This window comes from Singulisphaera acidiphila DSM 18658, assembly GCF_000242455.2.
GTDB classification, from domain to species: Bacteria; Planctomycetota; Planctomycetia; order Isosphaerales; family Isosphaeraceae; genus Singulisphaera; species Singulisphaera acidiphila.
This window is the reverse complement of sequence record NC_019892.1, coordinates 4194858-4213428: the sequence shown is the minus strand read 5'-3', so window position 1 is coordinate 4213428 and position 18571 is coordinate 4194858. Positions and strand designations below refer to the sequence as shown.

At 62.0% G+C, this 18571-nt stretch carries 15 protein-coding genes; 13 read left to right on the top strand and 2 right to left on the bottom strand.

What is annotated here, in order from left to right:
• Positions 1–5: 5 nt before the first annotated feature.
• The 8 genes from SINAC_RS16555 to SINAC_RS16520 all read left to right on the top strand — a co-directional run bounded on the left by SINAC_RS16555 (position 6) and on the right by SINAC_RS16520 (position 9558).
• Entirely contained in the window at positions 6–1502 is a 1497-nt protein-coding gene (locus SINAC_RS16555) for a DUF1501 domain-containing protein (protein ID WP_015246779.1), read from the top strand.
• A 251-nt stretch (positions 1503–1753) separates the two neighbouring features.
• A complete protein-coding gene (locus tag SINAC_RS16545) occupies positions 1754–2749 on the top strand; it encodes an ABC transporter ATP-binding protein (RefSeq protein ID WP_015246778.1) in 996 nt (331 codons plus the stop codon).
• A complete protein-coding gene (locus SINAC_RS16540; protein ID WP_015246777.1) occupies positions 2736–3638 on the top strand; it encodes an ABC transporter permease in 903 nt (300 codons plus the stop codon). The genes SINAC_RS16545 and SINAC_RS16540 overlap by 14 nt, the downstream gene beginning before the upstream one ends.
• 5 nt (positions 3639–3643) lie before the next feature.
• Positions 3644–4456, top strand: a complete 813-nt coding sequence (locus tag SINAC_RS16535) for an ABC transporter permease (protein WP_015246776.1) — start codon at positions 3644–3646, stop codon at positions 4454–4456.
• A gap of 836 nt (positions 4457–5292) precedes the next feature.
• Positions 5293–5523, top strand: a complete 231-nt coding sequence (locus SINAC_RS39920) for a hypothetical protein (protein WP_015246775.1) — start codon at positions 5293–5295, stop codon at positions 5521–5523.
• Positions 5524–5679: 156 nt separating this feature from the next.
• Positions 5680–6747, top strand: coding sequence for a DUF1559 family PulG-like putative transporter (locus SINAC_RS16530; RefSeq protein WP_015246774.1), 1068 nt, complete (start codon positions 5680–5682; stop codon positions 6745–6747).
• Between the two features lie 360 nt (positions 6748–7107).
• Positions 7108–8334, top strand: coding sequence for a hypothetical protein (locus tag SINAC_RS16525; protein WP_015246773.1), 1227 nt, complete (start codon positions 7108–7110; stop codon positions 8332–8334).
• A 132-nt stretch (positions 8335–8466) separates the two neighbouring features.
• Complete coding sequence (locus tag SINAC_RS16520) at positions 8467–9558, top strand: hypothetical protein (protein WP_020466030.1); 1092 nt, start codon at positions 8467–8469, stop codon at positions 9556–9558.
• Positions 9559–9676: 118 nt separating this feature from the next.
• Here SINAC_RS16520 and SINAC_RS16515 read toward each other — a convergent pair whose 3' ends face one another.
• Positions 9677–10081, bottom strand: coding sequence for a VOC family protein (locus SINAC_RS16515; protein WP_015246771.1), 405 nt, complete (start codon positions 10079–10081; stop codon positions 9677–9679).
• A gap of 759 nt (positions 10082–10840) precedes the next feature.
• On the opposite strand from SINAC_RS16515, the gene rsmG reads away from it, so the two are divergent.
• The gene (gene rsmG, locus SINAC_RS16510; protein WP_237722503.1) at positions 10841–12259 is read left to right on the top strand and encodes a 16S rRNA (guanine(527)-N(7))-methyltransferase RsmG; all 1419 of its coding nucleotides are present in this window, start codon (positions 10841–10843) and stop codon (positions 12257–12259) included.
• 503 nt (positions 12260–12762) lie between these two features.
• On the opposite strand, the gene SINAC_RS16505 is transcribed toward rsmG, so the two are convergent.
• Entirely contained in the window at positions 12763–13275 is a 513-nt protein-coding gene (locus tag SINAC_RS16505; protein ID WP_015246768.1) for a MogA/MoaB family molybdenum cofactor biosynthesis protein, read from the bottom strand.
• A gap of 163 nt (positions 13276–13438) precedes the next feature.
• On the opposite strand from SINAC_RS16505, the gene SINAC_RS16500 reads away from it, so the two are divergent.
• From SINAC_RS16500 to SINAC_RS16485, 4 genes are all read left to right on the top strand, one after another.
• Positions 13439–14815: a HEAT repeat domain-containing protein gene (locus tag SINAC_RS16500; RefSeq protein WP_015246767.1), complete on the top strand. Its 1377-nt coding sequence runs from the start codon at positions 13439–13441 to the stop codon at positions 14813–14815.
• A 180-nt stretch (positions 14816–14995) separates the two neighbouring features.
• The gene (locus SINAC_RS16495) at positions 14996–16321 is read left to right on the top strand and encodes an NAD(P)/FAD-dependent oxidoreductase (protein ID WP_015246766.1); all 1326 of its coding nucleotides are present in this window, start codon (positions 14996–14998) and stop codon (positions 16319–16321) included.
• Between the two features lie 217 nt (positions 16322–16538).
• Positions 16539–17492 (top strand): uracil-DNA glycosylase, encoded by a 954-nt coding sequence (locus SINAC_RS16490; protein WP_015246765.1) that lies wholly within the window; start codon positions 16539–16541, stop codon positions 17490–17492.
• Positions 17493–17650: 158 nt separating this feature from the next.
• A complete protein-coding gene (locus tag SINAC_RS16485) occupies positions 17651–18484 on the top strand; it encodes a transketolase (RefSeq protein ID WP_015246764.1) in 834 nt (277 codons plus the stop codon).
• Positions 18485–18571: the final 87 nt, after the last annotated feature.

The window sequence follows — 18571 nt, the reverse complement described above, 5'->3', positions numbered from 1 at the left end:
CTCCGATGCCTGATTCGTCTCTCTCCAACGCAGGCCGCGGGTTGCTGAACCGCCGGCAATTTCTCGAACATGCCGGGACGGGGCTGGGAAGCATCGCGTTGGCGAGCTTGCTCGCCAACCAGGGCCTGCTCGCCGCGGAAACGGGGCACACGCCGGTCCGACCGGACATTCGTCCTGAGAATCCGCTGGCCGCGCGGGCGCCTCACTTTGCCGGGAAGGCCAAGCGGGTCCTCGTGATCTTTTGCTCAGGGGCGTGCAGCCAGCTCGAGTCGTGGGACTACAAGCCCGCCTTGATCAAGATGGACGGTCGGCCGATGCCGGGCGCGAAGGAGGGTTTTCTCACCTTCCAGGGGGAGAACGGCAACCTCGTCCGGCCCCAATATGCGTTCCAGCCGCGCGGGCAGAGCGGCAAGATGATCTCCGACTTGTTCCCGCACCTGGGTTCGCTCGCGGACGACCTCTGCTTCATCCACTCGATGACCGCCAAGAGCAACACGCACGGCCCGGCCGAGAATCAGATGAGCACCGGGTTTACGCTCGACGGATTTCCGAGCATGGGCTCATGGGTCTCGTACGCGCTCGGCTCGGAGGCTGACGACCTCCCCGCGTTCGTCGCGATCCCCGACCCGCGCGGAGTGCCGCAGGCGGGGGTGAACAACTGGGCCAATGGCTTCCTCCCCGCAGTCTTTCAAGGGACCCCGTTCAACGCCCAGAAGCCGATCTATAACCTTGCTACGCCCACCAGTCATTCGCCCGTGAGCGATGGTGCCGCGCGTGATCTCCTGAAGCGGCTGAACGAGCGGCACTTGGCTGAATACCCTGGTGATTTCGAGCTCTCCGCGCGGATCGCCAGCTACGAACTGGCCGCGAAGATGCAACTCTCCGTCCCCGAGGTCGGTGACCTTTCGAGGGAATCGGCCGCCACCCTCCGCGACTATGGCGCGGATGATTCCGACCCGGTGCGCAGCGGCTTTGCGAAGAACTGCATCCTTGCCCGCCGCTTGCTCGAGCGAGGGGTGCGGTTCGTCCAGCTCTTCAACGGTTCCTATGCGATGGGTGAGGGAATCGGCAATTGGGACGGCCATCGCAAGCTCAAAGAGCAGTACGACATCCACGCGCCGATCCTCGATCGCCCCGCCGCCGCACTGATCCGCGACCTCAAGCAGCGCGGTTTGCTCGAAGACACGCTCGTCGTCTGGACGACCGAGTTCGGTCGAATGCCCACCTTCCAGAAAGGGGCGAGCGGCCGCGACCACAACCCCAACGGCTTCACCACCTGGCTCACCGGCGCCGGGGTGAAATCAGGGTTCAGCTACGGGGCGACCGACGAGCTCGGCCACAAAGCCGTCGAGGGGGTTACGACCATTTATGACCTCCACGCGACCATCCTCCACCTTCTCGGTCTCGACCACGAACGCCTTAGTTATTACCACAACGGAATCGAACGCCGGCTGACGGATGTCCATGGCCACGTTGTGAAGGACATCCTCACCTCGGCCTGATGTGGATCCCCATCCTGTTTTCGATCCTCAAGGCGAGTGGAGAGCGTGATCTCCCTGCTTTCTTTGATCTCCTCGACAAGGCAAGACCCCAAAGACAGGACGCTGACGCTCCCGACTCGCCAACGGCCGATCCGGCCCTCCGCCAGGATGTTCCAGAGCTGGGGCAAACTTCGGTTCCCCTTTGATTCCTGGACATCATCCCTACAATGGGAGGGTCTAAAAACAAACCAACGGCCGTGCGAGCGATCCTGATGCCAATTATTGAGGCGGAGGGTCTGTCGAAGACCTACCGCGTCTTTCAGAAAAAGGAAGGCGTGCTCGGCGCGATGCGCGGGCTTTATCGCCGCGAATACAAGGAAGTCAAGGCCGTCGATCAGGTCGGTTTCTCGATCGAGCCGGGAGAGATGGTCGCCTTCCTCGGCCCTAACGGCGCGGGGAAGACGACGACGCTCAAGATGCTCTCGGGCCTGATCTATCCGACGAGCGGCACAGCGCAGGTACTCGGGTTCACCCCTTGGCAGCGGCAGGACGCCTTCCGTCGCCAGTTCGCGCTCGTCATGGGGCAGAAGAACCAGCTCTGGTGGGATCTCCCCGCCTCCGACAGCTTCCAGCTCCACCGCGAGATCTATTCGATTCCCGCCGCCGAGTTCAAGAAGACCCTCGACGAGCTGACCGAGCTGCTCGGGGTCGAGAAGCTGACCCGCCAGGCGGTTCGCGAGCTCTCGCTGGGCGAGCGGATGAAAATGGAATTGATCGCGGCGCTCTTGCACCAGCCCCAACTCCTGCTGCTCGACGAGCCGACGATCGGCCTGGACGTCGTCGCTCAGGTGGCGATTCAGAAGTGCCTGCGCGACTACCACACCCGCCGTGGCATGACGATGCTGCTGACGAGCCACTACATGCGCGACGTCGAAGCGCTCTGCTCGCGGGTCCTGGTCATCACCCACGGCACTCTTGTCTACGACGGACCGCTTTCGGGAATCACCGAAAAATTCGGGTCGGCGAAGCTGGTCCGCCTCGATTTCGTCGAAGGGGTTGTTCCCGCCGGTCTCGAACGATTTGGCGAGGTGACTCGCAGCGACGGTGCCTCGGCCGACCTCAAGGTCGAGAGATCGAAGGTGGCCGAGGTCCTGGGGGCGATCCTCGACTGCTACGCGGTGGCCGACGTCAGCGTCCAGGACCCGCCGCTCGAACAAGTCATCGCTCGCGTCTTCGAGGAGGGGCGCAAAACTCATGACGCCGCCTGACACTCTCACGACGACCTTGCTCCCCCCCAGGATCGAACCGGATCCGACGCCCTTCCATACCCCGTCGCCAGGACCTTGGGCGACGTTCCGGAAGTATTACAAGATCTTCCGCGCCTCGCTCGTCGAGCGGATGACCTACCGGGGCGACTTCCTGTTCGGCACGATCCTTCGGTTCCTGCCGATGATCACCACGATCTTGCTCTGGCGGGCGATCTATGAAGGCGCTGGGGAATCGACCCTGGCCGGGTTCAGCTACCGGGAGATGATCGCCTACCTGCTCCTGACCAACATCAGCCGGATGTTCTCGAGCATGCCGGGCCTGGCGGGCGGCATCGCCCGCGATATCCGCGAGGGGACGCTCAAACGCTACATGCTCCAGCCGGTGGACATGATCGGCTATCTCCTCTGCTATCGGGTGGCGCACAAGGTGGCTTATATCGTCACCTCGTTCCTTCCCTATGCCCTGCTCTTCTACCTCTGCCGGAACTACTTCGACGGATTCCCCGACGCCTTGACGATGGCGGCCTACGTCTTGTCGTTGGTGATGGGCTTCCTCGTTGGGTTCTTCTTCGAGGCAAGCGTGGGGACGGTCGGCTTCTGGTTTCTCGAGGTCACCTCACTTCTCTATATTGTGATGACCTTGAACTTCTTCATCTCGGGGCACATGCTTCCGCTCGACCTGCTCCCCGCGCCTTGGGCGACCATCCTCAAAGCGTTGCCGTTCCAGTACATGGCGTATTTCCCGGCCGTTGTTTTCCTGGGCAAGGTCAAGGGGATGGCGCTGGTCTACTACTTGCTGGCCGAGCTGTTCTGGGTGATCTTTTTCCTGGTGATGGCCAAGGTGCTCTACCGCTTCGGGCTCCGCCGCTATAGCGCCTACGGAGGTTGACCGCTTTGGGTGCCTTACCGATCCGCTATGTCCGACTGTTGGGGAATCTGGCACGCTACACGTTGAGTCGCGAGCTGGCGTTCCGTGGGAACTTCCTGGTCAAGATCTCCGTCGAGGTGATCTGGCTGGGGATCCTGGTTGCGTTCTACCGCACGGTCTTTGCACGCACGTCGATGGTTGCGGGCTGGCCCGAGGACCAGTATTTCTTCTTTATCGGCTGTTTCTTCGCAATCAGCGGGCTGATCGAGGCCCTCTTTCTGGAGAATTGCAACGACTTTGCCGAGCTGGTCCGCACCGGCGACCTCGACTTCCTCTTGCTCAGGCCGATCGACGAGCAGTTCTTGGTCTCCTGTCGCAAAGTCGACTGGGGGAGCATGCCGAACGTCCTGATGGGGGGGGCCGTGATGGTGGCCTCGCTGTTCGCGATGGGTTGGCCGTTCGACCCGTTACGCGTTGCCGTCTTCCTGGTCACGTTCGTCTGCGGAACGGCGATCGCCTACAGCTTCATGCTCGCCCTGACATCACTGACGGTCTGGATGGTCCGCAACCAGAGCCTGATGGAGATGTGGTGGCTCTTCTCGAGCCTGGCTCGCTACCCCAAGGAGATCTTCCTGGGGTCCTGGGCCGAGCCGATGGCGGCTTTCTTCACGTTCATCCTGCCGATCCTTCTGGTTGTCAACATCCCGGCTGCGGCGATGGTCCGAGTCCTCGACCTCCGCATGGTCGGCTTCACCTTGCTCGCCACCGTGGCCTGCGTCTGGGCGAGCCGCCGGTTCTTCCTGTACGCGCTCCGGTCTTATCGGAGTGCGAGTAGTTAAGAAACGGCCCGGCTTTCGGCCGGCCCGGCTGGATTCACTCCGGCCGGGTTGCCGGAACGGCCTCCCTTCGCGTCGTAGAGGCAACTCGGACCTGATCGTGAGCCCCTTGGTGGCAGGCGTTGTTGTATTCTCACAAGGGGGATACATTCGACGCGGACCCCGAGGTTTCGCTGAAAGATCGGTCGAAATCAGAGATCACTCCCGCCCCGCTTTCTCGTGGGGCAAGTCTTGGTTTTGCGCTCGCCACCTGAGCGTTCCTGGGACGGCAGGCCCCCGCCTGGTCACGCCACTTACGCCGAGGGAGCCCTCCCAAGGATTTAAAGACGGCAAGAACTTTGCGTGATTGACTCGCTCGAATGCGGACGCGCGTTCTCCGGGGAGGAGTGATCTGATATCAAGAGCGCTGCCTGATTTTGATGTATTTGTGGAGTCGCCGTGTAAGTTGACCCGGCAAGTCGAGTCGCACTGATTCGGGATTTCCGGTTCGTCGCCTGTTGAAATAACTTGTACGATTTGTTGGAATGCCGGTGAGATTCAGTCGTTCCAGGAGGCCCGAGGGTGGGAATATCCTGGATTTGATTGTTTCGGATCAGGTACAAATCAAGCCACGTAGTTCGTGGTTAATTTTCGCATCACAGCCTCGAATTCATCGTCGCGAGTCGCATCGGGTCTCGGTGGAAACACCGGGCAAAGCCGAGCTAGATCGTTGTTTGCGCAGGGCCTTATGGTGATTGGCCTTCGCAGATTGCGCAGATACTCGGTTTTGATTTTGGGATCCCCCCCCTCGGGCCGTCTGCCCGTGTTGTTCCTTCCGATGTGATGATCAGGAGTCACGAATGAGTCGACGAAGTGAGCCAACTTGGTGGCAATGGGTGAAGCCCTGCCCCTGTCTTCTTGTGGTTGGAGGGTTGTTTCTCGGATGCAGTAGTGCGGAGGAAGGCGGTACGGCCGAGTTCCGCCAGAAATTCGAGCAACCGGCGGTTGCGCCGCCCGTCCTCAAGGAGAAACCGATGCCTTACAAAGACATGAGCCCACGCGAGAAGAAGTTGCTGAAGAAGGAAGCCTGAGAAGCGGACTGATGCGATTGTCAGGCTGGTGTTCACCAAGGTCTCCGTTCCCTACCTGGTCGCCTTCGACGGCGACTGGAAACTTGAAGGTGTCAGGGGCCGTTTTTTAGCTCCGGGTCGAGTGTTTCTCCTCCATCATTTTGGGAGATTCGTCTCATGCTGATTCCCCCCCCCGTCCGTCGTCATCGCCGTGGTTTTACGCTCATCGAGCTCCTCGTCGTCATCGCCATCATTGCGGTCTTGATTGCTTTGTTGCTGCCAGCCGTCCAGGCAGCTCGCGAGGCGGCTCGACGCGCTCAGTGCACCAACAATCTTAAGCAACTCGGGCTGGCCGCTCACAACTATGTGAGCGTCAATGAAACCTTCCCGATGGGCGATTTTTTCAGCCGGAGTGCGGTCAACCCAGCCAATTTGATTCGCCAGCAATTCGGGCCATGGGTGGCGCTCAGCCAGTTCCTCGAGCAGGGCGCTGCTTACAATTCCTTGAATACGAGTATCTGCATCTACGTTGGCCAGAACGCAACGGTCAACGGAATCGGCCTCAGTGTTCTCTGGTGCCCCAGCGATGCCGGTGTCATTGGCCTTCGGTATCCGGGAAAGGCCGGCGATGGTTGGGATGATAATGCCCCGCTCCCCATGACCTTCAGTAGCTACGCGACCAACCTGGGGGCTCTCTACTATTACCCGAGGGGGGATACAAACTTCGCTTTCCTCAACAGCAATACCGGGGTTGTCTATCACGTGGGGCACCCGCTGGGGACGAGTATTTCGCCTGTCAAGCTTGCTTCGATCACTGATGGGACGAGCAACACGCTTTTTGCGGGCGATCATGCTTACGGCGAGGTCGCGAAGGCGACCAATCCCTTTGGACCCAACTGGTGGTCCTCTGGGCTCGGCGGCGATACCACGGCGTCGACTCTCTATCCGCCCAATTTCTTCAAGACCTGGGCGGCCTCTCAGGCCGTGCCCAACAAGTTCCCATCGGGTGAGAACTACACGAACACGTTCAACAGCTACCACGCCGGGGGTTGCAACTTCTTGCTTTGCGACGGTTCGGTGCGGTTCATCAAGAACACGGTCAACTCGTGGAACCCCTTCCAGATTCAGTATAACGGCCGGACTGCTCTCTATACGGGCGCGGGTGGAGCGTTGCCGCCGCCCGGCGTTTACCAGGCGCTGTCCACTCGCAATGGCGGCGAGGTGATCAGCTCAGACGCATACTGAAATTGAACCCACGCCGACCGGATTGGGGTTCCCATCCCGGCGGTTTCCATCGAATTGTCCCTCGGGCCGTCTGAACCGGACGGCCCGGGGGACGGCTTCCCGTTGCTTCGAAGGCGAGCGGGGAGCGTCAGCGCCCTTTGTCTGACGTGCCCGCCTGCCATGGCCGTGTACAGACAAATCAGGGTGTTGACGCTTTCCGCTCGCCTGAATGTTATCCGGGGCATTCCGTTCACCCGAAGATCTCAAGCCGATCCCTTCAGGTGGTGCCGCACCTGAATCTCTATCTCTGGTCCGTCCTGCCGGGGACGAGGACCGTTCTCTTCACCGGCGCACCGATCTCCAGGCCCCGTCGAGCATCCCATGAGCACTGCGGTGAATCCCGGCCGGATCAACTCCATGGACCAGTTCCGCGGCTACACGGTGGCCGGGATGTTCGTGGTCAACTTTCTCGGCGGAATGGTGGCCATCCACTCTGTTTTTAAGCACAATAATTCGTATTTTAGTTATGCCGACTCGATCATGCCGAGCTTTATGTTCGCCTGCGGCTTCTCCTACCGGCTCTCGATGCTCCGCCGGCTCTCACGCGTCGGCCTGGCAGCCACCTGGCGTCATGCCATCATCCGAGGGCTGGCGCTTGTCTTGGTTTCGCTGATGTTCTTCGGTTTTGGTGGTGGGTTCAAGTCCTGGTCCGAGATGACTCCCGGGGGCGTACATGAGTTCGTCGCGAAGCTTCTCAAGGCGAACCTCTGGGAAGTGCTGGCGATCATTGGTATGACGCAGATCCTGATCCTCCCGGTCATCACGGCCAGGCCTCGGGTCCGGCTGCTGGCCACGCTTGGTCTGATCGTGGGCAACGTTCTGCTGGCCGATCTATTTAACTGGAATTTTGTGCACGGCCTGCCGAACCTGGTGAGCGACTACTGGGGAGCTGCAAAGAGCCGCGCCTGGGACGGCGGCGCGTTCGGCCTGCTGGGCTGGGCGATTCCGATGCTGGCCGGCACCCTGGCCTATGACGTGATGGCGACCCGATCCCCGGTTCGCTCCGCTCGCACCTTCCTGAGCTGGGGCGTGGTCATGATGGTCGTCGGCTATGGCTTTTCCTGCCTCACAACCTTGTACGACGTCGATGCGGCCAATCCGCCTACCCCTCTGGCCGAACTGGCCGACTCGCCGGTCCGGCCCCCGCTGGAGCGGCTCAAGGGCCGGCCGCTCTCGAGCCTGTTGGCGGAGCCCCCGTTCGTGGCTCCGCCGCCGGCCTCGGCGCGCCAGTACAATTATTGGATGATGGGGAAGCGGATGCCTAGCATGACGTTCATCGTCTTCTCGACCGGTTTTGCGTTGGCATTGTATGCGCTGTTCATTTTGGCCTCGGACGTGGGCTCGTTGCAGTTCCGCCTCTTCCGCACGCTCGGGCAAAATGCACTCGCGGCCTACATCATCCATCACGCGGTTGAGACGACGATCCACGCGATCGTTCCCAAGGACTCTCCTCTTTGGTGGTGCCTTGCAGGGCTGGGACTCTTCCTCGGGATTACGTTCCTGTTTGTCGACTTTCTTGAGAGGCGTTCGATTTACCTGCGGCTCTGACAAGACGCCTCGCGTCGCAACGGTTCGGGGCCACCCGCGCATTGCACGGTTTACGAGTAAAACGGGTCCCGACCTGAGACATATCAGGTAACGTCATTGAGGAGCGAGCCAACTCTAATGGAAGCGACCGTAATGCGATCGGCCCCGACCTTGACCTCAACCTCGGCGCCCTCGGGGAGCCGGATCGTTTCGCTCGACCAGTTCCGGGGCTATACGGTCGTTGGGATGCTCTTCGTCAATTTCCTGGGAAATTTCGATGCGCTTCCGGCTGTTTTCAAGCATCACAACTCGTATTGCAGTTATGCCGACACGATCATGCCGCAGTTCTTCTTCGCGGTTGGGTTTGCCTACCGGCTGACCTTTCTCCGCCGGCTCGAGACGTCCGGCATTGGCGGAGCAGTGGCTGCAGTCTTGCGGCGGAGCCTGGGATTGATCCTGCTCGGGTTTGTCATCTACCACGTTGATGGTGAGACCAGGTCGTGGGGCCAGACGCAGGCCCTGGGGCTTCGCGGGTTCGTCGCAACGGCCTTTCAACGCAATCTGTTCCAGACGCTTGTCCACATCGGCCTGACGTCCATCTGGGTTCTGCCGGTGATCGCTTCGGGGGCCGCGGCGCGGGTTGGCTTCCTCGTCCTGTCGTCGGTTCTCCACTTGGTGCTGTCGTCTTGGTTCTACTTCGATTGGGTCTGGAACCGGCCGGGGATCGACGGCGGCCCACTTGGCTTCTTGACCTGGACGATCCCCCTTCTTATAGGGTCACTCGCCTACGACGCCTTGGCCAAAGGCCGAGAGGGAAAGGTCGCCCAGTTCGTCGGCTGGGGCGCTCTGATTATGGCGATCGGTTACGCCATCTCCTGCTTGGATGGGGCGCTCGCCGCCCCGCCGTTCGTCGCGCCGAGCCGATCCGTGACTCTCTGGACGATGAGTCAGCGGGCGGGGAGCATCTCTTATCTCACGTTCGCGGCCGGCTTCTCCTTGGCGGTTTACGCGCTTTTCGTCGCGGCATGTGACCTGGGGGGGCTCCAAGCCAGGGTGTTCAGCGTCTTTGGCCGCAATGCGCTGGCGGCGTACATCCTCCACTCGCTCGTTGCGGGGGCGATCAAACCGTTCATGCCTCACGACGCGCCGGCCTGGTACGTCGCGGCGGGATTCGGCATCTACTTTGGGATCAACTATCTCTTCATCAATTACCTCGATCGTTCCGGCCTCCACTTGCGACTCTGAGGATGGATACGGGCCGTCAAAGTCAACGGATCATGTGTTTTTGGCGAACCTTATAAGCGGGCGGTCCGCGGAACCAGGGAATATCGGAAAGGGCTTGGGACTTCACAACGGGCTTTGGTCAGGGATTTCCCTCGTGGGGAGGCGACGCCGGATTTGAGACCTCAATGAGGTTGCCGTCAGGGTCGCGGAGGTAGACCGACACGATTGGCCCCATTGCTCCGGTCCGCTCGACGGGGCCTGCGAGGATCGGAACGCCACACGCCTCAAAATGGGCGATGACCTCTTCCAAGGGGGTTGCCGTGAGGAAGCAGAGATCGGCCGACCCCGGCACCGGGTGCAACGCCTTGGGCTCGAGTTCTTGGCCTTGTAGGTGCAAGTTGATCTTCTGGTTGCCGAACCGAACCGCCTTCCGGCCCCCGGAGAAACTGATCTCTTCCATACCGAGGACTTGGACATAGAACGAACAGGTTGCGGAAAGGTCGCGAACCGTCAGTACCAGGTGATCAAGTCGTTCCAGCTTCATCGCGGTTTCTTTCCTGCTGGACAGTCTGCTGGTGAATTTTAATTCATGATATAAATATGGCAATGATAATTGATTTGGCCTGTGTGGGTTTTCCCTGCTCTCCCTCTTTTGCGTTCTCGTTTGATAGGCCTCGTCGGACCAGCTTTATTCTACTAGAGTTGAGGGGCTGATTTTCCAGATCTGGTCCTGCCATGTGCTTGGCCCGATCTGCTGCAACGATAAGATCAGCGTGCGAGAGAACGCCCTTGGACCCCGATCGGTCTACGAGTCGAGCATTGTGGTTTACAAAGACTTAAATGAAAAATGTATGGTTTTGTCTGTAGGTTTCGCCGCGTGAGGTCTCTTGCGGATCGGCCGTCGGTGTCGTATTGTGGACAATCGTTTAGTTTGGCTCTGGCGACTGCCTCAGGGGCGGGTCTGACCTGCCTTTGGCCGCGATCGAGGAGAAGTCTCGGCCGGCCTCGCCTCTTGGATTTTTGACTAGGCCTGCGGTTGACCGATCGGCTATTTGCTCGCCTTTGTCAGAGCAATCCGAATCGACTGCGCAGGCCAGCCGGTCGGGACGCTCGCGGATCCGGCTTCGCTCTTGCTTGAGTGAAGGGGTTTGCCTGGTTTGCCCCGTCGACTTTGCAGGTCATTTGTTCGATTTCTTGGAGTGAAGGCTTTCGCCATGCGGATTATGAATTACCACGCCGGGACCTCTCGATGACACCGGGCCGATCGTCGCTGGAAGCTATTATCAAGGGGTGCGGGATCAGGTTGAGCAGTGCGCAACTCGACCGGCTCTGGGCCTATCACCGGATGCTTCGCACTGCGAATGCCGAGCTGAACCTGACGCGGATCCACAACTTCGAGAACATGGTGCTCAAGCACTATGTGGACAGCCTGCTCGTCTTGAGGTTTGCGGAACTCCCCTCCCCTTTGATCGATATGGGGAGCGGCCCTGGCTTGCCGGGGATCCCGCTCAAGATCGCTCGGCCTGACACCCAGATGATCCTGGCCGAGCCGCGCGGGGCCCGCGCGGAGTTCCTGGAGGAGGTCTGTGGGCGGCTGAAGCTCGACGGGGTCGAGGTTCTGGCCGGGAAAGTGAACTCGAAGCTTTCGAGGAAGGTCGCCGGGGTTATCACCCGGGCGGTGGCGTCGATTCCCGAGACGCTTGACCGGGTGGCGAACTGTCTGGAGGCCGGGGGGCGGATGCTCTTCATGAAGGGGCCGGACTGTGATGCCGAGATTGCCGAGGCTGCCCGAACGCACGCGGACCGGTTCCGGCTCGTGGCCGATCACGCTTATCAGATCCCAGGGACGTCGCACGATCGCCGGCTCGTGATTTACGAACGCCTTGAAGTTGCGGCGGGAGACGCAGTGATGGGAGAAGGGGCCGATCCTGCCGCCACGGTGCGCGGAGTCTCAATCACGAGTGAGTCGAACCCGACGTTCAAGCTCTGCCGCGACTTGCTGGGCGGGCGCGGGATCCGTAAGCAAGGGCGAGCGCTGCTCTCGGGCGCCCGCCCGATCGCCGAGGTGCTCGAGCGTTTTCGAGGTCAGGCCGAGGGCTGGCTGACCGACTCGCAAGGGGCTCCTCCTCCCACGGCGGACCTCCCTTGGTATCGCCTGGCCGATCCCTTGTTCCGGGTCCTCGACGCCTCGGGGACGCATGCCCCCCTGCTCTTGGTGCGGTTGCCCGAGATCCCCGAGTGGTCGGACGAGGCTCCCTGGCCAGCGGGCTGTACCTTGTTCGTGCCGTTCCAGGATCCGGAGAATGTGGGCGCGGTGATTCGCTCGGCAGCCGCCTTCGGTGTGGCGCGAGTCGTCCTGCTTCGCGAGGCGGCGCACCCGTTCCATCCCAAGGCCGCTCGCGCGGCCGGTCCGGCCTTGTTTCAGGTCCCCCTCCTGGAAGGGCCGTCGATCCAGGATCTGACGTCGGACCGGGTCCCGCTGGTCGCCCTGGCCACCGACGGTCCCGAACTCGGTGCGGCTCCGTTCCCCGAATCGTTCGGCCTGGTCCCGGGGGTCGAAGGCCCCGGTCTTCCGTCTCACTTCCGCGAAGGCGAGCGCCGGCGGATCGCCATGGCTCCCGGGGTCGAGTCGCTCAACGCGGCAACCGCGACCGCCGTGGCGCTTTATGCCTGGCGGCAATGCTGTCCCGGGAGCCCTCCTGAGGGTTTCACGGAAATCTGAGCAAGATGTCAGAATTTCTCGATGGAAGTCTGGCTGCTTGCCTGGATTTTGGGCACGAATGCGACATTGTGTTGCGTTTGGTTGTGGCCCACCGGATCGTGAACCGCGGTATTTCCTGGGTGAGGGACTTCGCCGCCGCGAACTTCCGCGGGATGGCACGGGAAATGAAATAAGCACGCCGGCTTTCTTCTTGTAACCCAAGAAGGAGGCTTCGGGGGTCGGACGGTTAGGGAGAGCTACCGTTCCGGCCTCCTTTCTTTTTTTCGAAGTCAGACGGGTCGACTTCCTCTCGGCCACGGGGCAAGCCACAAGCTCGATTGCATTTGCATTCCCTGGGACCGTGGGCGACCCGCCCGCCATTCCATTTCCCCCGGAATTCCATTCAAAAGGTCAAGCGGCGTACTCGCTGTCCCAGACAATTCCCCTCTTTTTCGTTCCTCGTCATGCCCCCCCCGAAAATCGGTTGCGAGCGATTCGCGTCGAATAAGACGCATTCCGAAGCGTCATTGCTTACGAGCCTCGCGGACGAGGTGGGGGAGCTCGGGGAGGATGATCTTGGTCATCGCCAGTTGCACCGCCGCGCGGGAGCCGGGCATGACCAGCAGGACCATCCGCCCCATCAAGCCACCGACCGCGCGGCTCAGGAGGCAGGCCGGGCCGATCTCGGCGTAACTGAGCATCCGGAAGAGTTCGCCGTAGCCAGGGAGCGGCTTGCTGAGCAGGCTGCTGACCGTCTCGTACGTCAGGTCACGCGGGCTGATACCGGTTCCCCCGGTGACCAGCGTGGCGTGCAGTTCGTCACGGGCGGCGAACCGTTGAAACAGCGGACGCATCGCGTTCGGTTCGTCGGGAACGATCTCACGCTCCAGGATCCGGTGGCCAGCTCCCTCGGCCAGCTCGACGATTAAGGCCCCCGACGTGTCGGTCTCGCGGGTCCGCGTGTCCGAAACCGTTAAGATAGCCAGGTTCAGCGATCTGGGGGCTTCGGCTCGATGCTCGGTGGCGGCTTGGCTCATGGCTCATTTTCTCGCTGTCTTTGGTGTCAAATTGCCTAGTTATCCAAATCTAAGGGGATGCTTGGCAAGTGATTGTCGTGAGCTTGTCGACCCTCGTAAAATAGCGGTGTCCGCGAGTTTCGCCGGCATTCCGGGGTACAAGCGGACAGGAGGTCAAGGACGCATGACCGGAATGCGAGTGCTTTCGCGGTTCGGTGTCGCCCCGCTGTGCTTGGGCGTCGTTTTCAACTGGCTGGGCGGAGCCGAGTGCTTCGCCGATCGAATCGTCCTTCGCGGTGGAGGTGAGATTCGGGGGAAGGTCGTCTCCGACGCGAGTCGCCCCGACCGCGTGACCGTCTTGCTGGCGACCGGCAAGACCCCCTTGACCTTCGAGAAGCCCAAGATTCTCCAGGTGATCGCCGAGCCGAGCGTCCTTGACGAGTATGTCGTCCGGCGTGAGAAGGTCGGTCCGGGGGCGGAAGCGCAATACGAATTCGGTCTTTGGTGCGAGTCGCAGAAGCTCGCTGACCTGGCCGAGCTCCATTATGAAGCGGCGGTCGCCCAGGACAAGTCGTTCGCCCCCGCGCACCAGAAACTTGGCCATACCCTCGTCGCCGATCGTTGGCTGAATGCCGATGAAGTTCGCGAGTCGCAGGGGCTGGTTCTCTACAAAGGGAAATGGATCACAAAGGAGGATCGCGACGAGCGCGAGGCGCAGTTGGTCGCGGGGGCCGAGCAGGCGTCGTGGGTCCGGCGGATCCGGTTGCTCCGTCAGGCCATGGCGAACAGCTCGGAAGAGCGTGCCCGCCAGGCGGAGCAGCAACTTCGCGAGATTCACGACCCGGTGGCGATCGTTCCCTTGGTCCGCGTGCTCGGTCGTGACGAGGCCCCCTTTCGGATCCTGCTCGACAATGTTCTGGGGCTGATCCCAGGGCCCGAGGCGGCCGCTGCGCTGGTCAACCGGCTCCTGGCTGAGTCGACCACCGAAGTCCGTGAGGGGACTCTGGCGGAAATCGAGCCGAGGAGCGACGCGAATATCATCCCGATCCTGGTCAGGGCGCTCCGCTCGACCAACCCTCAAGTGGTCAACCGGGCGGCCTGGGCGTTAGCGGGGCTTGGTGCTGTGGGGGCCGTGCCCAGGCTCGTCCCCGCGCTGATTACGACGCAGTATCAGATGGTGATGATTCCCGAGAATAGCGGTCCACCCCCTTCTCCGGCTGGACTCGGGTCGGTCGGCGTTCCGATCTACACCAATGGCAGCTCGGTGGGTTTCCTGACTCCGCCGGCGGTTGGGCCGGGAAGCGTCGCCTATGGCGCGACGTCCGTCCCCGCAACCCCGGATCTGGTGAGCGCACTCTCCGTCGGTAGTGGGGCCACCCATGGGAGTCGAGGACCCTCATTCAAGATGCTGACTTACTCGTATCGGAACGTCGAGGTGCATGAGGCCCTGGTCAGGATGACGGGGCAAGACTTCGGTTACGACATCCCGAGTTGGCAGCGCTGGGTGACCAAATCGTTCCGCGCTGAGCCTGCTCCGACCCGCCGCGTTCCTCAGCCCTGATCGGACTGCGGGTGGACGGTTGATCGTCGACCTGAGAAACTGGCGAGCCGGCCAGCCGCCGAGGTTGGTGGGAACGTCTTGGCCTCCGGGTCGATCTGCTTATCAAGGGGGCCTTGCGACCCGATCTTGGTTTTCACGGCCCTCATTGAGCTTTTTACGAAATCATCAGGCTAAGGTTTCATGACAGAATCGCGGCAGCCTCGGATCGTGATTATCGGCGGCGGGTTCGGTGGGCTTTCCGCTGCACGCGAGTTGCGGCGAGCCCAGGCGCGGCTCACCCTGGTCGATCGGCAGAACCATCACCTGTTTCAGCCCCTGCTTTATCAGGTGGCGACCGCCGCACTCAATCCGAGTGATATCGCGTCGCCAATCCGGCGGATCCTCCGCAATCAGAAGAACGTCGAGGTCCTGCTGGGCGAGGTGACGGCAATCGACCTTGAGGCCAAGCAGGTCGTGTTGCCTGAAGAGTCGCTCCAGTTCGACTACCTGATCGTGGCCACTGGGGCCTCGCACTCGTACTTTGGGCACGATGAATGGGCCTCGTTTGCCCCGGGGCTCAAGAGTATTGACGATGCCTTGGAGATCCGTCGCCGGGTCCTCTTCGCGTTCGAGGCCGCTGAACGGGAGCTTGATCCGGCGCGCCGGCACGCCTGGCTGACCTTCGTCATCGTGGGGGCCGGGCCGACCGGGGTCGAACTCGCCGGCGCTCTGGCGGAGATTGCCCATCACGCCCTGGCCCGCGACTTCCGGCACATCGACCCGACCCAGGCCAGTATCATCTTGCTCGAGGGATCGCCGCGCGTCCTCCCTACCTACGTTGAGCCGCTCTCGGAGAAGGCGCGCGAGCAGCTTGTTGCGATGAGTGTCGAGGTCCGCACCGGGCAGATGGTCACGGCGATCGATGCCGAGGGGGTCTCCGTTGGCCCCGAACGGATCGAGGCCCGGACCGTGCTCTGGGCGGCTGGAGTAGCAGCCTCCCCCCTGGCCCGGTCCTTGGGGGTGCCACTCGACCGTGCGGGAAGAGTTCGGGTGAATCCCGACCTGACGATTCCGGGGCGGGACAATGTGTACGTCGTGGGCGATCTCGCGAGCCTTGACCAGGACGGCAAGCCAATCCCAGGAGTCGCCCCGGCGGCCATGCAGGAGGCCGTGCACGCCGCCAAGAACATCGAACGTACCCTCCGGGGGCAAGCGCGACTCCCCTTCCGCTACCACGACAAGGGCTCACTTGCCACGATCGGCCGCGCGGCCGCCGTCGCCGACTTCGGTCGGATCAAGCTTTCGGGGCTGGTCGCCTGGCTCGCCTGGCTTTTTGTTCACGTTCTCTTTCTGATCGGGTTCCGCAACCGGTTTGTCGTCCTGTTCGAATGGGCCTGGTCTTATGTGACCTATGACCGTGGAGCCCGGCTGATCACGGGCTCTCCGTCTCGGCGGCTGGTGGCAGAACCTGAGGATCGAGAACCGGAGTCGATCGCGGGAACGGGGAAGGGTGTCGGGGACGGTTGAATTCGGTTCCGTACTCGGACCCCATGCGGGAATGCCTTGGCCTGGGACGCACGGGTTCCGAATACGGAACCCGTGGCACCCCAACGGCCTTGATTTTCCGGTGAAGTCTGGCCTTCCGAGACAGTCACTTCAAAGAGAGGGAGTTCACACTCCCCGCTCGCCTTCTGCCGTGGAAACACGACTCGATTGGGAACTTATTGAAGAGGGAAGGGACGCCGTGGCGGACGAGCAACTGCAGGAACGGGGGCGCATCCTCCGCGAGGTGAGGCAGCGGTTGCAATCGCTCGGGCGCGCGGGGATCGACCGGATCCCAGCGCCGGTGATTCCGAATGTTGTGCCTCTCGTTTCGAGATCGGCTGCTCCCCTCGAGGCCCCGGCCCCTCGCGTCGAAGTTGAAGTGGAACCGGTCCGTCGCCCGGTCTCGGCCCCTGCTCCCATCTCACCCCCCCGCGTCGATGCCGCCGTCGAACCGGTTCGCCGCCCGGCCGCGACTCCCGCAGCCACTCCGCCCCGGGCCCCGATCGTGATGCCTCCCTCGTCGCTTTTCGGCGAATCCGAGCGAGGGAATACGATCGTGCCGCCGGCGGAGCGGCCGGCTCAGCTCGCCGCCTTGGCGGCCGAGGTGTCCGTCTGTCAGCGCTGTCCTCACCTGGCGGCCTCACGGACTCGAACCGTCTTCGGCTCAGGCTCGCCGACGGCCCGGCTGATGTTTATCGGCGAGGCGCCGGGGGCCGACGAAGACCGGACCGGCGAGCCGTTTGTCGGTCGCGCGGGGGTCTTGCTGACGGATATGATCACTAAGGGTATGGGCCTGCAACGCTCGGAAGTCTACATTGCCAATGTCCTCAAGTCTCGCCCTCCCGAGAACCGTGATCCGGCCCCCGACGAGATCGCGCACTGCCTCCCCTATCTCGAACGCCAGATCGAGATCGTGCGCCCCGAGTTTCTCTGCCTGCTCGGTCGAATCGCCGCGCAGAACCTTCTGTCGACTGCACTCTCGATGGGTCGGCTTCGCGGCAAGTGGCACCGTTGCCGGGGCGTGCTGACCTTGGTGACCTACCACCCCTCCTACCTGCTGCGCAATCCGGCCGCCAAGAAGGATGCTTGGGACGACTTGCAGATGCTCATGAAACAGATGGGGTTGACCCCGCCGACTCGCGAGAAACGATGATTCGGGCGGAAATCGCGGCCCCGGCGACCTCGGTCGGCGGGAGAGTACCCTCTTGCCGGAACGACCTGCCAGCCGTTAAGTTTGGGACTCGATGCGCGACGAAACCAGAACGCGATTGAGATTGCCGTACGACTTTGGGGTCCAGGAGGCTTCCGCCAGTGCCAGACACGCTTGACGAACTGCTGACCCGCGCCAAGGAGATTCGCAAGGACATCCTCAAGATGACGACCGAGGCCGGCTCGGGGCACCCGAGCAGCTCGATGTCGGCCGCCGAGTTCGTCACGGCGCTCTATTTTGGCGGTTTCCTCCGCTACGATGTGAAGAACCCCCAGTGGCCTGATCGAGACCGGTTCATCCTCTCGAAGGGGCATGCCGCGCCGGTGCTGTACTCCGCGATGGCCGAAGCGGGTTACTTCCCCAAAGAAGAGCTCATGACCTTGCGGAAGTTGGGCAGCCCGCTCGAAGGGCACCCCAACATGGTGCGCCTTCCCGGCATTGAAGCCTCGACCGGCTCACTCGGCCAGGGGCTCTCGCTGGGCGTGGGCCACGCGTTGGCCGCTCGGGTCGACAAGAAGGACTATCACACCTACGTCATGACCGGTGACGGTGAACTCGGCGAGGGGCAGGTCTGGGAGGCCGCTGCCTCGGCCGCGAAGTACAAGCTCGACAACCTGACCCTGATTGTCGACCGAAACCACTACCAGCAGACCGGCGCGGCCGAAGACGTCCTGAACATGGACCCGATCGACGGTAAGTTCACCGCGTTCGGCTGGAAGACGCAGGTCGTCAATGGCAACGACATGGGCGAGGTCCTTAAGGCGCTCGAACGCGCCCGTGCTGAGAAGGGCCAGCCGACTTGCATCGTCTCCTTGACCCATAAGGGCCAGGGCATGTTGAAGCTCATGGCCAAGTTGGGCGACCTCAACTTCCACGGCAAGCCGATGCCGGCCAAGTACCTCGACGAGGCGCTGGCCGAGGTCTCCTCCTCCTGAGCCGATGGACTTCGGTGGGCTCGACGCGGCCGTCTCGTAGTTCTTTTTGAACCAAACCATAAAAATAGGTGGGCCCCTGCCCACCTC

Bases quoted from the DNA above. Each gene is read 5' to 3' on its own strand.
- SINAC_RS16555 (WP_015246779.1), top strand. From the start codon at position 6: ATGCCTGATTCGTCTCTCTCCAACGCAGGCCGCGGGTTGCTGAACCGC.
- SINAC_RS16545 (WP_015246778.1), top strand. From the start codon at position 1,754: ATGCCAATTATTGAGGCGGAGGGTCTGTCGAAGACCTACCGCGTCTTT.
- SINAC_RS16540 (WP_015246777.1), top strand. From the start codon at position 2,736: ATGACGCCGCCTGACACTCTCACGACGACCTTGCTCCCCCCCAGGATC.
- SINAC_RS39920 (WP_015246775.1), top strand. From the start codon at position 5,293: ATGAGTCGACGAAGTGAGCCAACTTGGTGGCAATGGGTGAAGCCCTGC.
- SINAC_RS16530 (WP_015246774.1), top strand. From the start codon at position 5,680: ATGCTGATTCCCCCCCCCGTCCGTCGTCATCGCCGTGGTTTTACGCTC.
- SINAC_RS16525 (WP_015246773.1), top strand. From the start codon at position 7,108: ATGAGCACTGCGGTGAATCCCGGCCGGATCAACTCCATGGACCAGTTC.
- SINAC_RS16520 (WP_020466030.1), top strand. From the start codon at position 8,467: ATGCGATCGGCCCCGACCTTGACCTCAACCTCGGCGCCCTCGGGGAGC.
- SINAC_RS16515 (WP_015246771.1), bottom strand. From the start codon at position 10,081: ATGAAGCTGGAACGACTTGATCACCTGGTACTGACGGTTCGCGACCTT.
- SINAC_RS16505 (WP_015246768.1), bottom strand. From the start codon at position 13,275: ATGAGCCAAGCCGCCACCGAGCATCGAGCCGAAGCCCCCAGATCGCTG.
- SINAC_RS16500 (WP_015246767.1), top strand. From the start codon at position 13,439: ATGACCGGAATGCGAGTGCTTTCGCGGTTCGGTGTCGCCCCGCTGTGC.
- SINAC_RS16495 (WP_015246766.1), top strand. From the start codon at position 14,996: ATGACAGAATCGCGGCAGCCTCGGATCGTGATTATCGGCGGCGGGTTC.